Origin of the sequence: Paenibacillus sp. FSL R10-2778 (assembly GCF_038593035.1) — a bacterium.
In the GTDB taxonomy this organism is placed as follows: Bacteria; Bacillota; Bacilli; order Paenibacillales; family Paenibacillaceae; genus Paenibacillus_AQ; species Paenibacillus_AQ odorifer.
Map to the genome: position 1 here is coordinate 5,117,634 of NZ_CP151956.1, position 16,043 is coordinate 5,133,676.

The 16,043-nt window shown below is 46.7% G+C and carries 10 protein-coding genes; all 10 read right to left on the reverse strand.

The window, feature by feature from the left end:
• Positions 1-11: 11 nt before the first annotated feature.
• The gene (locus NST40_RS23150) at positions 12-1,610 is read right to left on the reverse strand and encodes a helix-turn-helix domain-containing protein (protein ID WP_341003458.1); all 1,599 of its coding nucleotides are present in this window, start codon (positions 1,608-1,610) and stop codon (positions 12-14) included.
• A complete protein-coding gene (locus NST40_RS23155; RefSeq protein ID WP_076277415.1) occupies positions 1,585-3,384 on the reverse strand; it encodes a sensor histidine kinase in 1,800 nt (599 codons plus the stop codon). Before NST40_RS23155 ends, NST40_RS23150 begins: the two co-directional genes overlap by 26 nt.
• Positions 3,385-3,488: 104 nt before the next feature.
• Positions 3,489-4,853, reverse strand: a complete 1,365-nt coding sequence (locus tag NST40_RS23160; protein WP_076130274.1) for an extracellular solute-binding protein — start codon at positions 4,851-4,853, stop codon at positions 3,489-3,491.
• A gap of 140 nt (positions 4,854-4,993) precedes the next feature.
• Positions 4,994-5,776 (reverse strand): carbohydrate ABC transporter permease, encoded by a 783-nt coding sequence (locus NST40_RS23165; protein WP_052097522.1) that lies wholly within the window; start codon positions 5,774-5,776, stop codon positions 4,994-4,996.
• Between the two features lie 63 nt (positions 5,777-5,839).
• The gene (locus NST40_RS23170) at positions 5,840-6,745 is read right to left on the reverse strand and encodes a sugar ABC transporter permease (protein ID WP_036683142.1); all 906 of its coding nucleotides are present in this window, start codon (positions 6,743-6,745) and stop codon (positions 5,840-5,842) included.
• Between the two features lie 190 nt (positions 6,746-6,935).
• Positions 6,936-8,318, reverse strand: a complete 1,383-nt coding sequence (locus NST40_RS23175) for an MATE family efflux transporter (RefSeq protein WP_076130275.1) — start codon at positions 8,316-8,318, stop codon at positions 6,936-6,938.
• 18 nt (positions 8,319-8,336) lie between these two features.
• Positions 8,337-8,768 (reverse strand): MarR family transcriptional regulator, encoded by a 432-nt coding sequence (locus NST40_RS23180; RefSeq protein WP_038572665.1) that lies wholly within the window; start codon positions 8,766-8,768, stop codon positions 8,337-8,339.
• Positions 8,769-8,924: 156 nt separating this feature from the next.
• Entirely contained in the window at positions 8,925-11,855 is a 2,931-nt protein-coding gene (locus NST40_RS23185; RefSeq protein ID WP_342410033.1) for an insulinase family protein, read from the reverse strand.
• A 71-nt stretch (positions 11,856-11,926) separates the two neighbouring features.
• Complete coding sequence (locus tag NST40_RS23190; RefSeq protein ID WP_076277418.1) at positions 11,927-14,068, reverse strand: S-layer homology domain-containing protein; 2,142 nt, start codon at positions 14,066-14,068, stop codon at positions 11,927-11,929.
• Between the two features lie 167 nt (positions 14,069-14,235).
• Complete coding sequence (locus tag NST40_RS23195; RefSeq protein WP_342410034.1) at positions 14,236-16,041, reverse strand: DUF4838 domain-containing protein; 1,806 nt, start codon at positions 16,039-16,041, stop codon at positions 14,236-14,238.
• Positions 16,042-16,043: the final 2 nt, after the last annotated feature.

The following is a 16,043-nucleotide window of genomic DNA, read 5'->3' on the forward strand; positions in this document are numbered from 1 at the left end:
CCTGTCCACACTCAATGCCAAGCGGCATATTCACTAGGCCTCATGCCCATTTCCCGTTTAAACAGCTTGATGAAATAACTTTTGTTGGCATATCCCAGATACTCGGAGATCTCTTCCACTGTCTTTTCAGATTGGTTAAGCAGCTCCTTTGCCTTCTGAAGCTTTAGCATATTTACATATTCGATGAAGTTCTGGTTTGTTTCCCGTTTGAATAAGCGGCTGAAATAACTGGCATTTAAGTTAAGGCGGCCTGCCATGTCCTCCAGCGTTATTTTCTCCGTCACATGACTAATCACGAACTGCTGGGCTTTGATGACCTCACTCCGTTTAGACTTGATGGAGAACATACTTATTTTCCGCGCTAATTCCTCTAAGTACTGCACCAGCCATTGTTCCAAATGCTCCAGAGTTTCAATGTCACCAACCACGCTAAATAGCTTTTCTTCGGTTATAGCCAATGGAGATTGCAGAAGCTGTTTCGTCTTCATCTGCAAGTCCATCAGCAAGCGAAGCACACATTCCTTGACTTCATTCGGATGGAATTTTTGCGAGGCCACCCATTCCCTCCATTCCTTTACATGAACGCGAAGCTCCGTGTTCCTGTTCAAGGCAATATCATCATTGATAACAGCGTACAAGGTTCCATACTCAGCATAAATATCTTCTCCGGAAAAGCAGACTTCTTCAAAACGGTGGATTCCCGCCGCAGGGAGATAAAAGCGCTGTATTTTCTCCCTCAGCATCCGCTGCAATGTTCCGCGAATTTCCTCAGGACTGCGCGCCTCAGCGCCAAATAAGCAAGAGACAGAGAGTTTAAGATATTTTTGAACCGCAGAGGCTGCATTTTGAATGGAGTGATAGATTGCCTGGTGATCTTTAGAAGGCTGGTCGCTGCAAAAGAGAATGACGATCTCCTTATGGCTGTATCTCGAAATAAACAGACTGTGATCAGCCTCAAGCACTTCCTGCATAATATTCTCAACCGCAAAAGAAATCGTATATTCACTCATCCGGCGCACCCTTGAAGCTTCCTCTGGACGGTCAATTACAATAACCAGCGGGATATAGTTTTTGGCGTGGATCATAATTCCGTTTGATCGGGCCTGCTCGATCCAAGCCCCCTTATCCCAGGATTGATACAAGGTATCTTTTAGAAACTTTTCCTTCAGCGCGGCGCGATTTTGAGACTGCTTTTGCTTATAAACCAGCATCTCTGTATGCTGCTGCCTATTCAGTCCCACTTCCGCCACAAGGGTGCTAATCGCTTGCTGTAACTGCTCAATATCCAGTGATTCTTTTAAAATATATTCTCCTACGTTTAATTTCAGCGCTTGCTGGGCGTATTTGAATTCGTTGTGGCAGGAGAGAATAATCGCACGGATTCCGGGCTGCACAGCTCTGAATAGCTCCAGCATCTCCAGCCCGTTCATCTTGGGCATGCCAATATCGGTAATAATAAGATCTGGTGGACTCTGCTGTGCTTTTTCCCAAGCCTCGAGACCGCTATAATAACATCCGATGAGTTCAATACCGAGCTCACTCCAAGGTACGGCCTGCGACAAATAACGGATAACCGGATAGTCATCATCCACCAATATTGCCGTCAGCATTCTCCACACCCACCTTTCCGTAATCCAGAGGAAACTCCAGACAAATCTCTGTGCCCACATCAGGTTCACTTTGAATATTCAGCTTAAAAGAAGCGCCATAAATCATACTGAGGCGTTGGGCCACATTGCGTAAACCTATGCCGGAGAACCCTTTTCTGTCCTCCTCTGTAATTTGTTCGCTGCTGTATGCGGTTTCACGAAGTCTTGTTAAAGTTTCCGGCGACATCCCGATCCCATTATCCTTAATGGTGATAACCAAGCTTCCCGTAGTTGCAACAATACGAGCTTCAATAAAAATCTCGCCACCAAACTGCTCGAAGCCATGGATGATGGCATTCTCGATCATGGGTTGAATCATAAATCGAGGCACCAGTGCTTCAGCGCTACCGTCCGCTAAATTCATTTCCAGCCTGACCTGATTGGCATGGCGGAAATTCATTAAAGTGACATAATGCGATATCGTATCTGTCTCCTCACGAAGCGGGATAAACTCATTGTCCCTGTTAAAGGTCATCCGGAGCAAAGACGACAGCGAACCAATCAACTCAGCATTCTCCCGATCGCCTTGCATCAGGATATTTAAGCGAATCGAATTCAGCAGATTAAACATAAAATGTGGATTGATCTGCGCTTGCAGCATCTCTAGTTCGGCTTTTCTTTTTCCCGTCTGTTCATAAGTGATTTGTTCAATCATAGACTCGATCCGATCCAGCATCTGGTCAATGGTGCGGGCGAGCTGTGCTGCCTCATTATTCCCTCGAATGAACGAACGTTCATCCAACTGACCACGACCTATTCGCTTTACAAAAGCGCTTAATTTTACGATTGGCTGAGTCAGCTTTGAGATTAGAACGGTTAAGAGAACGGAAAACAAGGTAAAGAAAAGAATCTGCACCGCCAGGCTGATAAATAAAATCTGCTTATTTTTCGACAAGGCTGCCTTCAGCGGGATAATGCTGACCATCCGCCATTTGTTACTGCTCAGCTCCTGATCAACATATAAAAACTTCTCTCCGTCGATTTCCACAGTGTCAAGCTCGCCATCCATTTTCAACCACGTCATCGTCTCTCCGATTCGGGTCTTGTCAGCATGGGAAACTACAGTTCCCTTGTCATCCAAAAGCATCATCTCTTTATCATTATCGTTATTTAGATAAGGACGGAGCTTACGCTCATTGATATTAATAATTAAATATCCGATGGTACTGCTGGAGGTCGATTGAATCGGCCTCGCAATGGTTACCCAATCAGCTGAGCCTTTATCAGAATAATTGTAGTACGTATCGTGCTCCGCTCTCCAATAAGTCGAAATGGGTTGAATTTGTTTCAGCAACGATGTCCAATTTTTGTTGTAGAAATTTTCCGGGTTAAAGTCACTGTAAGGATAGCTGGTATAAATCAAACCATTTTTTCCGATTAACGTCACCTTCAAATATTCTGTTAAAACAAACATATCATCCAGCATCCGCGACATACGGTTATACTGAATGATCTGCTTTGGTGCACGGAGCGACTCTGAATCGGCAGACATCATCTGCCTGATCTCGCTGTTCTGGAGCACAAAGTTGGACTGTTCCAGTGTCTGTTCAAATATGGCATTCATATTGGCGCTGGCTGCATTTAAAGATTCTCTTGCGCTACTAACCGCTTTCTCCAGAATGAGATCCCGGGTCAAATAATCAGTAACCATGTAAATGCAGACAAGCGGGATCAGCACGCAGATCAGCGATGACCAGACAAGTTTCTTACGGAGGGATTGATGCTTTCTAAACACGGATTACAGGCCCCACATCTGTTTGAATTTGGAGCAGGAGGCAGAAATGCTTTCCTGCCCCCACATTATAAGCCCCCTTTGAAAAGCGTACAATCAGCCTCCGCTTACTTTCCGCTATTGTTCTGAACAACTTCCGTTATTTTTTTATCGATATTGGCAACTGTGACATCCAGATCCTGTTGGCCAAGGAGATACATCTCCGCTTCTGGAATAACGTTGTTCTTAGCTTCATCCGCATATTTAGCCGGAACCTGCGTTGCACCAGGTGTCGAGTTCTCCATCGTATATTTCAGAGAATCTACATCAATCTTAGAGGAATCCTTAGAACCACTCACAATTGTATCCACTAATTTATTCGTATCCGATTTGGCCCAGCCAGAGAAAACGCGTCCACCGATTTCCAGTCCTTCTGAGGTATACCAGCGCACAAAGGTATAGGCAGCCTCCTTATGCTTGGATTTAGCGGCTATTCCCATGTAGGTCGGCTGTACGGGTGAGTAGTGTTTGCTCTCACTGTCAAGACGGGGGATCGGCGCAAACGCGGTAACAAAGGTTGCCGGAATGGCATCCGTTCCACCCGATTCCGCAACCATCCAGTCGCCCATCGGAAGCATCGCTGCTAAACCGTTAAAATACTGATTCCGGTAGGCTAGTTTTTGCGAAATAATATCCTCATAAGGAGTGGCACTCTTATCTTCGTACATCATTTTCTTCATCATCTGCAGATTAGCCTTAAATTGCGGGTCAAGTGCATTGGAGGTTCCATCAGCTTTTAGAAAAGTATTATCCGTAGACTTGCTCATCAGCTGGAGCTGGAAATAATCCGGCCAATTATGCAGATACGCACCAAAACGTTTCGTTGCGCCCTCACCCTTGGTCAATTTCTTGGCATACTCTTCGAAATCCGCCCATGTCCAGTCGGTCGGAACCGGAAGGCCCGCCTCATCTAACATTTCTTTGTTAAGGAGCACGAACCAGCGCTGCATGGAAGACGGTAATGCATAGATTTTGCCATTGACCGTAGTGTCCACCAGATATTCATCTGCGAGCTTATAACCTTCCTTCTGAATATAGTCATCCATCGGTTCCAACAAACCGATATCTGCACGCTGTGAATAGTTGGTATAAGGCAGTTCGACAATATCCAGCGGATCGCTCGCAGCCGCCATCAAATCCAGCTTCTGCATAGAGGCAACCGAATCACCTTTTTCGTTCAGCAAATCTACTTCCACATGAATATCGGGATGCGTCTTCTCAAACTCCGCGATAATCGTGCTCCATTTCGCTTTGGCTTCTGTCTGCCAGGTGCTCAGCTTCAGGGTAACCTTCTCTGCTGCAGGCTTTGAATTTCCACCAGCATCGGGTGCATTAGTCGCTCCTGCATTATTGGTTTTCGCATTTCCGCCGCAAGCGGCCAATGATAACGCCATCGATGTGATGATGAATGCAGATAATAATTTCTTTTTCATTTAGACCCTCCTATAAATGTGTTGGGCATCACTTGCTTAACAACCAGTGACTATGTAACTGCTTACAAGAACATCCTAACATGCAGGATTGACGAGGAAAGTTCTCATATTCTACCGAAGAGAAACTATTTTGACTTTTATTATCCTTTCACTCCTCCGAGGGCAATTCCCTCAATAACCTGCTTCTGTCCGAGTGCAAAAATGATGAGCAACGGCAGGATTGCAGATACCGCACCAGCCATCATGAGTGAATAGACATCCCCGTATTGGTCCCCGAACAACCGGATCCCCAGCTGAATCGTGAACAGCTCCTTGGATTTCAAAAAAATGAGTGGATATTGATAGTCGTTCCAGGTCCAAATAAAGCGCAAAATAGCATAAGTAGCTACAGCGGGACGGATCAGCGGAAAGGCAATCTGTAGAAAAGAGCGAAAATGCCCTGCTCCATCCATCCGCGCCGATTCAAGATACTCGTTGTTTACCCCCATAAAAAATTGCTTGAGCATAAACGCTCCAATAATACTAAAGCTGTTAATCAGGATTAATCCCAAATGTGTGTCAATCAAATTCAGCCAGTTAAACAGTAGAAACTGTGGAACCAACGATGCCTGCGGAGGAACCATATAAAGTGCCAATACAACTATAAACATCGCATCCCTGCCCGGAAAACGTAGCTTGGAGAACCCATAAGCAGCAAGTGCGCATATCAGCACATTAATTATAGTCGTAGCCAGCGTAATATAAATGGAATTTCCATAATAGCGAGCAAAGTCACCCGACCACACCTGTTTATAATTTTCAATGAGGTTCCACTGCTGTGGCAACCATTGAATCGGAAAGTTAAACACATCTTTCTCCAGCTTAAAGGAAGTGGATAACATCCATAGGAACGGTAAAAGAAATGCGATACCTAGCAGTCCCATGGCGATGGTCCAGAAGGTTCTGGATAAAAGCTCTTTTTTCACTGTAATTTCTCCTTTCCGCCTTTAATAGTTGACCCATTTTTTTTGCGCCAACATCTGCAAGGCTGTAATGATCAGGCAAATAAGGAACAGAACGAGTGCCATGCTAGAGGCGTAACCCGTCTTCAGCTGATTGAAGGCTGTATCATATAACTCGTAGACGATAACGGTCGTGGAGTTAGCCGGTCCACCCTGGGTCAATACTTGTATCAGATCAAAGATTTTAAATGAGCCGATAACCCCTGTTACCAGCAGGAAAAAGGTAGTTGGCGAAATGCAGGGAACCGTGATGTTGCGGAATTTACGCCAGACGTTGGCACCATCAATATCAGCCGCTTCATAAAGATCCTTTGGAATACTCTGTAAACCTGCAATAAAAATAATAATGTTGTAACCGAGCTGAATCCAGACTTGAATCAACATCAGCGACGGCAGAGCATAATGGATATCCGCTAACCATTTGGGTGGGTTGTTCCACCCCAGTGACATCAGGAATTGATTGACGGGTCCCAGTGAAGGGTGAAACATAACCTGCCAAACCATAGCGATGGCAACTACACTGGAAATGTACGGAAGGAAATAAATCACTTTAAACAAATCCTTCAGAAAAACCTGTTTATCAATCAGGATAGCCAGCAGCAGGGCAACGATGATCGTAACCGGTACTGTGATAATAAAGAGCAAATTGTTCAGCAAGCTTTTCATAAAAGCATCATCATGAAACAGCCTGATGAAATTATCCACGCCCGCGAACTTAATCCCCCCTAACCCAGCCACAAAGTTCCAGTCCGTGAAGCTTAACAGCAGTGAGCCCAGCACCGGGATCAACGTCAAGATGATCAGCCCAAGCATAAGCGGAGCAACGAATAGATATCCCGCCATCGCTTCGCGTGTGTCCATATTAAGATGAAACCTTTTTTTGCGTATCATAGTTCTCCTCCTTTACTTATCCATAATTGTAGAAAAAGTAAGCAGTCTTCATAAGAACTAGAATTGTTCATTTTGGAACGAATTTTACCGATCCTTTAGTTATGAATTCTTTTGCACAACGCAAAAAAAGCGCGAGCCAAGCTCCCGCAGTAAACAAAATCCATATTGAGTTTTACATTAAGCAATCGCGTTATACCGGCGTAACCTCTACAGCACCTTTTCCATCGACGCCCGCACTATTCAGCTTTTTCCGAAAAATCATAAACAAAACCACACCCATCACACTCGTTATTACCTCAGTCACAGTCATCGACCAAATCACACCATGCAGGCCAAAAATAGAATGCAATACAATAATCATCGGTATAAATAATACACCTTGGCTTATCGCCATAATAGTGGTGGGTGTGCCTTGCCCCGTTGCTTGAAAAATGCTCATAAATAATCCGGTAAATCCATTAAATAAAGCGGAGATCAGCATCGCTGCCAAAATATAAGTTCCCATGCTTAACACAGAAGGATCGCCTGAGAACCAATGAAGAATCGTTCCTCTAAACACATATACTAGACTCACAAAAACAACTGCAATGCTGCCTATATATGCAAAAGCGTATTTGATGCTGGATTTAAGTCTCTCCGTATTTTTACTAGCAAAGTTAAAAGCAAATAGCGGAATCAATCCCAAAAATAAACCCATCGATAAAAATTCTGGAATCTGCACAATTCTTAAAGCCACACCAAATCCGGCGACCACACTCTCCCCATATTGAATGGAATAGTTATTTAACAAAAGCGTGCTGACAATTAAAAAACTGGCTTGCAATAGCTCGGCTGTACCTATTTTATAAACCTCAAGCTGATCTCGTACAGATATCTTGAAATGCTTCAAAAATCCTCTTAAATGCTCACTTTTCGTTTCCAAAAAGTAAATATAATAAATGGCAGAGCCCAAATTTGCTAAAACCATAGCCAAAGCAGCTCCGGCAACATGCCAATTCAGCACGAGAATAAATAAAGGATCAAAAATCAAACTTAAAGCCGTACTGATAAAAATACCATACATCGATTCCTTCGAGGCACCTTCCGAACGGACCAGTTGTTCCAAAGCAAAATTAAGCACAACAGCAAATCCGCCTGCAAAAAGAGTGAGCACATAAGACTTCGTAAAGTCTAAGGTAGCAGCATCTGCACCAAGCATTCGCGTGATCGGATTTATAGCTAACCAAGCGATGAGCGCGATAAGAAGCCCCACTACAATACTCCCGTAAAAAGTATATCCGGCAACCTTTTTCCCTTTTTCCGTCTCTTTTTGCCCCGCCAAGCGAGTTATAAATGTTCCTCCGCCTACCCCCAGCACATTTCCAAAAGCCATTAAAACGGTAAAAATAGGCAGGCCCAGCGTGATTGCGGTCAGCATACTGGTATTGTGTAATAAGCCGATGAAGTAAGCATTGATTACATTATAAATAGTACCCACAGACATCCCAATCATCATGGGAATCGATAAATGAGCGATCGCTTTTTTCATGGGCGCCGACTCTAAATAATATTGATTTGAGAACTCATTTGTCATAAGTGAACCTCCGAACGTTTATAAACTTGAACTAACTTTTTGAAGTAACGACTTTAGGGTTGCAGTTTCTTCCGGACTAAGCGCCTTAGTAATGCTTGCTTCTACCTCAGAGAAAATCTCATTGAACTCTTCCACTAAAAGAGCACCTTTTTCCAATACAAAAATACTCTTTTGACGTTCATCATTTTCAGGAGTGACACGCTGGATATACCCTTTCTTCTCCAACCCCTGAAGCATACTGGTAATGCTCGCCCCCTTCCTGTTAAAGACCTCCGCTAAATCCTTCTGAATAACCCCTTCTGCTTGATTCTCAAAAATATAGCCGATCATGCGGCCTTGTTGTGAGTTCAGACCTAACTCATTTAACCTGGTGTCAGCTGTACCTTTTATTTTCATCCCAATCTCTCGTATTAAATTAGAAAATGGTGTGTCTACAACGGGTTTGTTCATTGTTATTTCCTCCTCTTGCGGATTAGTTAGAACTCTAAGTAACATCATTATCATAATAGATAGAACTCTAACTGTCAAGGTTCTAACTAAATACAAAAAACTCCTCTCCAGCACTTGTCGAGTAGACAGGTACTGAAGAGGAGTTTATAGAGAGAATTACATCACAAGTTCTTCTAGGTTTCCAAATAAGACTTTTGTTGATTTCAGTTTGGATTCATTGCCGACAACTGTGAAATAATTTTGTTCCGTCACAGCCTTAAGCAAATCGGCATACTGTCTGATGTCTTCCGGTGTGGTCGACAAGATTTCATCCCGTTCCTGCTGCAGCTCGGCCCCGGTCACCTGTTCAAAATAATGCCGGTCCGCCCGCCGTCCCTGAGCGCTTGGGCTCAGCGGCTGGTCCAACATGGACAGGGTGCCGATAATTGCTTTGGTCATCTCGTCGGCATCCGCTTCATATCCTTCGGTGAATCGGTACGCCTGATCATAAACCTCCAGCGTCTCCTGCAAATTGGGATCACGGTAGGAAGTGAACATCAATATCCCATCTCTGCGCAGCATCAGGCTGCCGCCATAAGCTCCGCCCTTCACGCGCACGGCATTCCACAGATAGGTGAGGCTCATGATTTTTTTGAGCACCTGCATTTTGCCGGAATACGTAAATCCTAGCTTGTTGAAGTCGTAGCCTTTAACCACATATTGCACCTGGCTGGAAGACATAAAACCTTCATTATCCGCATGCCCCTGCGCCGTAATCTTAGGTTTATTCACCACTGGCTGATCCTGAATATCCAGCTTCGCTACATTAGCGGCGAATTCTCCATACAAATCAGGGGTACCCGTCACGCTGATGATCAAATTCTGTTTATTGAATAAAACCGTACAGATATCCTTCAGCGTGTTTGCCACCTCTGCTCCCTGCTGATCGATCTTCTCGGCAAGCTCACGGATAAAGCGGTAATAGGCCACGCCACCCTGTTGCTCCTGATACGCTCCCATGTCCGAAAAATAAGACATCAGGCGGCTGGCCGCGATTTCATTACCTTTTTGATTCAGGACTGATTCCATCTGTGAGGCTTCCCGCCGGACGATTTCCTGTAGCTTCGTCAGGTTATCGAGCGCGCTGGTATAGAGCATCTCACGCAGCAGATCCAGCGATTCGCCAATATGCCCCGCCATCACCTTAACCTGCGCAGTGAATTTAGGCTGATAACTGGCCCCAGTATCTTTTGCAGCGCCAAAGATCTCATTTTTGAAATGAATGCCTCCGGTTTTGATCCCAATTTCACTAGTGAGCTCTTCAATGCTGTAAGAAGCTGTCTCCATTTGGCCCAATACCTCTGCCAGCAGCACAAGATAAGGAATTTGCTCAGGAGCCACAACACTCGTATCCCAATAAAACTTGCAGTACGCAATCTTTTGAGTAGATACGTCATGGTGGATCAGCTTTAGACCCTCAAGGTTATATTCATGGGATGGCACCTGAGGTTCAGCACTGCGGTTAATGTCCTGTAGAGATAAACTCGGCAGCTTCTGCAAATCCTCGGCTGCATCTGCACGACCTTGCCGCGCCAGAAGATGCTGTGTACTCTGCACAAGCTGCTCCAGCTGGTCTGGTTGCTGTGATGATTTGTATTCACTTAATTGACGCTGGGTGCTCGCTTCCTTGTCGGCTGCAATCGTCTTGGACGGGTTCAGCACCACCAGACTGCAATGATCACTGTTCAGTAAGTAGACCTCAATCAGCTTCTCAAAATAACGATCCGTTATCTTTTCCCGAATGGTAGTGAATACCTCTTCATAAAGCATATGAGTAGACGGCTGACCGTCATAGAGCCAGGACTTCATCACTTCGATATTGTAAGTAAGTCCCTTTGGATATCGGCTAAAGTCCGCTTCCCGCAGCTCAAATTCTTTGCTGTTGACCGCCGCCAGCACCAGCTTCTCATCCAGCCCGTTCTTAACCAAGCTGCTTAATGCGGTCTTCACCAGCTCCACGAAGGCATCTTTGGCGGAAGCGTTCGAATGTGTCAGAGTAATGCCAAGCAGCGGCTGAACCATACTGTCGGAATAAAAAGCAAAGGCATCTTTGCCCAGACCGCTTTCCAGCAGGGCTTGCTTAAGCGGAGCTGCATTGCTGTCCATCAGCATGCTTTTCAAAATATCAAAAGCCAGATTCAGTTCCCGATCCGTAGAGGTTCCAATTACATAATTCAGACTCAAATAAGTTTTGTCGTCGGCCGTTTCTGCTTCCAGAATCGGATAATCCGCTACCAGCTCCGTCATTCCGGTAGGCTGTTGTAGGGGAATGGAGGTATCAAAGCTGTTTTTTTCATAACGGCTAAGGTATTCCTGGTCTATAAATTGCAGCTTCTCTTCAATAGAGACGTCTCCGTACAGATAAAAATAACTGTTGGACGGATGATAATAATTGCTGTGCGCCTCAAGGAATTGCTCATACGTAAGCGCAGGAATCTCCTGCGGATCTCCACCTGAAGAATGACGGTAAATCGTGTCTGGATACAACGACTTTTTGATCCTGTCCATCAGTACCGTAAACGGCGAGGAATAGGAACCCTTCATCTCGTTGTAAACCACGCCTTTATAGATCAGCTCAGCTTCTGTTTGCTGAAGCTCGTAATGCCAGCCCTCTTGCTCAAAAATCTCCTTTTGCTTATAAATATTCGGCTGAAAAACACTATCCAGGTAGACCTCCATCAGATTGGAGAAATCCTGCTCATTCCGGCTTGCCACCGGATACATCGTCTTATCCCCAAACGTAAATGCATTCAGGAATGTCTGCATCGAACCCTTTAGCAATTCTACAAAAGGTTCCTTCACCGGATATTTCTCCGAACCACATAATACAGAATGCTCCAAAATATGAAAGACCCCTGTACTATCTTCAGGCGGGGTCCTGAAGCTTACGCTAAATACCTTGTTGTCATCCTGATTCTGCACGAAAAGCAGCCTGGCGCCGCTCTTCAGATGTTCCATCGTGAATACGGCGGAATCGATCTCCCGGATAAATTCCTCATTAACGACCTGAAATCCATAATATATATTGCCTGTGATCAAGCGGCTCATAGATTTGCCTCCTCTGCACTGGATGTGATAACTCTATCTGAAGCTTATCATATCCCTGGACGTTTATTCCATTAATAGAAGGCTTCCGGGATTAATTTCTGCAGTCTGACTAAAATTGCCGCTGCCTGCTCACGCACCAGAATCTGCTTTGGATCGAAGCGGCCCCCGCTGCCGGTCATTACTTCATGTTCATTCACGGCCTGAATCGCCTGGCGGCTCGCCTCTGACAAACTGGAAGTATCGGCAAACTTCACACGGTCCGGGCTGCCGTACGTAGACAACCGGGCGGCTTTGGTTACCATAACCGCCGCTTCTTCCCGCGTAATACCGCGGTCCGGCTCGAACTTACCGGTTGGAGAGCTGATAATGCCCAGCTCCTCAGCCTTGGCGATGGTACGGCTGTACCATTTGTCCGCCGGAACATCCTTAAAGCTAGAAGTGGCCTTGGCATCGGGGAACTCATGCAATAGCCGCAGCAGCAGGGTCAGAAATTCAGCCCGGGTCAGCTTCTGCTTAGGAGCCAGCACATTTCCGCTGGCACTTACGCCCTGAATATATCCGCTGCTGAGCGCTGTTGCGATATCCAAACGTGCCCAAGCTGCGACTTTATTGGCATCCGTAAAGCTGGCCAATTCCGGGGAAGAGACATGCAGCGCAAACGTCCGTTTGGAAAGTGCTGGAGCGGCATCTTTACGGTATTTAGTGACTTGCACAGGATAGACACCGGGCTTCATGCCGGCAAATGACACCTTTCCCGTGCTGTCAGCCACTACGCTTTTTCCTTGAAGTGTCACAGTAGCGCCGAAAGCCGGAAGACCGCCCAGCTGACCGTTTGACTTGGTGATATGGAGGGAAAACGGCATATTGGCGCTTGCATATCCACCCATTTCCTGGCCGTTTTTATCTTTCCATTTCACTTCCATCCGGTCAAGCAGTTCTGTATCGTCCGCGTAGTAAACAAGCAGCTGATCCCCATTGCCTATCGTCAGTCTGTACGGGCTATTCTCAGGATACATCCATGCACTGCCCCCGCTGAATACAGCAATCTTCCATTCTCCGCGTCCATTGTATCGCCCGTTCTGAATCCCCTCGATAGCTGTGAAGGCCGGTTTAGCTGCATCCGCATTCAGCTTATACGCCAGACCCTTCGCCTGTAAAAAAGCTGCCGCTGCCTTCACAGCATCTCCGCCAACAATATGCCCCCCGGCAACGGTGCCACCGGGTCCTTCGACCTGAATCGTTGCCCGGTCAACTCCAGCATGATGCAGTCCGCTATACAGCATGCCAGCCTGCTTGGACAACAGCTTATAGGAAGTCAGGGCAAGATAGGCTTGCACAGTTGCGGGACTATCGTTTCCTCCGCCTGCTGTCTGTGTAAAGCCGCCACCCGGATGCTTCCGCGCCAGCAAATGGTCCAGCAGCGAGGCTCCGCCTTCCTTGGTGAAATCTGCTGCATCGACCCCCTGCGAGGATAAAGCAACAATCACCTGCGCTGTCGTCGCAGTTTTATCATCGAATCCTCCGTCTAGCTGCTGCTTGCTCTTAAGCCACAACAAAGCCTTCTCAATCGGCTGCGCAGTTTGTTCTGAACTCACTTCCGAAGCAAGTGCCGTCAGTACCCAGGCAGTAGCTACCAGATCTCCTTGCTTCTGCCCGGCCAGCGGCCAGCTGCCATCCGCTAGCTGCATATCAAGCAGCTGATAAAACAGCAAATCGGGGTAACGGTTTGTCCGCTCCAATGAATTTGAAATGGAGTTCTTCGAGGTAATATAGGCGGTTGCTACCGCTGCTGCCCCTTCCGAATCAATTCCGGCATGATTCATCAGGAATGGATAAAGATCAATACCAGCGATGTTGTTGACGTTGCCCCCCGCAGCACTGTAAGCCAGCGCTGTTCGAGTTAGCTCTGCCACCTTGGTGAACTTGCCCCGCTGTTCCAGAATCTTATCGGCAGTCTGCTCCAGATATCCCTTGGGCAGACTACGCCCATTCTTGAAGAACCCTACGGCTGCTTCGTCCGGGAATGGCTGTATCGTCAGCAGCACATTCTGCGCCCCTTCCAAGGCGCTCTGCATCTCCGCTGTGAATACCGCGGTTGTCTTTTGTTCCGGAGACGGCTCCGCCATTACCCTGCCACTCAGCAATACAAGCAAAATACATAATGCGGTAAGTGTAACCTTCCTTATAGTCCGGTTTATGGGTGTAGCTCTCATATTCATTCTCCTCCAATGTAGTTTGCTAGATCTTTATAAGTTAGACGCAGCGAACTGGGATTTTGTTCCTGAATATGCTGTAATATGTAGCTTCATCCAGCTATAAATTAAAAAAAGACCGCACTGCTACCCGCTCACACGATAGCCCTACGATCTTTTCAAAACTCTTATTCAGCCTGAGCAAACCCCAGCTCACGGTATAATGTCCGCTCCAGATAATCGTGAAGATAGAAGCGGGATTTCACAAAATGCTCCGCCATATCGGATGGCTGGTAACGCTCCAAAGCCGCTTTCATGCGAGGCAAAACGTTCTCACGTCCGCGGCGATTTCGCATGTAATTATTCAGTAGCGAGTGCCTTTCCGCTTCGTCTCCCGGATAAAGCTCCCAGCGGTAGATATATTTGTGGATCGCCCGCGAACGGTCCGTCGCCGCTTCAAAATCATGCATAATGGCAATCAGCTCTGCTTCATCCTTATGATCCTTCACCTTGTCCAACAGCTTCCAGATAACATCATAATAATCTTCCAGCTGATAATTCCCGAGCTGTGCGTGACCTGTTCTAGGATCGATGCCATGGAACTGCTCCATGAATCGATCGATAAATGTTGCTGAGTCCGCTTTGCGGTTCCAGGCCAAATCGGCGTGCAGCAGCATCGGATACCAGGTCGTCTCAAAGATCCCATAAGGAACACCAAGGCTGAACGGCCCCGTCCAGTTCGTGGCGACGATGCACCCGAGGTCCAGCTTATCCGCTGTCTCCGCCCATTGGAGCAGATTATCCGTCCGGTTCAATAGTACCGGATAATTCTGATGTTCAGCCCAGTCAAAGCTGCGAACCGCCGGTGCTCCCATAACCTCGATGCCTAGTGACCTGAATTTATCCGCAAGAGAAGAAACCTCAGCTTCAATATTACGTCCGTTGTATATCCAGATCATCGCTGCACTCCGCTTATCCAGCTTTGCCAGTTCCTCCGGCGGGCATTTGTCCAGCATGTCATGCCAGAAAATCACTTTTTTACCACGGCTGGCTGTAAATTCAATCAAAGTGTTCAAAAAAGCGATAAACGCCCGCTCCCGTACCCCTCCGAACAACGTTTTACAGCGTTCGCATTCACATAAGCTGTACACCTCGTCGCAGCCGAGGTGAATATAACGGGAATCCGGATGAGCATCCATCATCTCCTGTAACAGATCGGTAATCAGCTCGAAGGATTCCGGATGCGCTGGACAGATCTCCCCGAGGGATAACTCCGTTTCGCGCAAGTGCCGCCAAGCGTCGTGGCGGAGTACATACTCCAGATGCCCGAAACTCTGCTGCAGCGGAATGATCTCAATAAAATATTCTTGGGCTGTGCGTTTCAGTTCCTCTAGCTGTGTGAGGCTTAACGAATGCTGAGGATGCACGAATTCCGGGTACTTCTGGAACGGGAATTTATCTTCGTATTCAATCAGAACCGCATTCGTTTTATACCGGGCAAAATCCGCCAAATACGATAGCAGCAGCTCTGGCTTGGAAAATGTCTGGCGAAGATCAAAGTTCATCGCCCGCAAGGTAGTGTCAGGCCAGTCCGTGATAGACACAGCAGGAACTTCCCCTACTGACTTACGCAGTTGTAGTAACGTTTGTAGCCCGTAAAACAGACCCGGCGCATCCAGTGCACGGATTACCACCCGGCGCTCCGACACCTCCAGCCTGTACCCTTCCGCCCGGCCGTTAAGCAATTTCAGATCCACTTCATCTGGCTGTGCTCCTTTCGTTTCTGACTGCAAGAGACTCTGAAGAATAAGTGAATATCCTTTTCCCGAGATAACATGTGTACAATCCAGCTCTGGAAACGCCCGGCGGCAATGGACCACCAGTCTCGGATCATACTGCTCCATGTAAAGGCTCAGGCTTACATCTTCGCTGAACTGAAAAGCTTCTCCCTCTTTCACTTGGATCTGCTTCGGTTGCGGTATCAAGCTCTGCATCG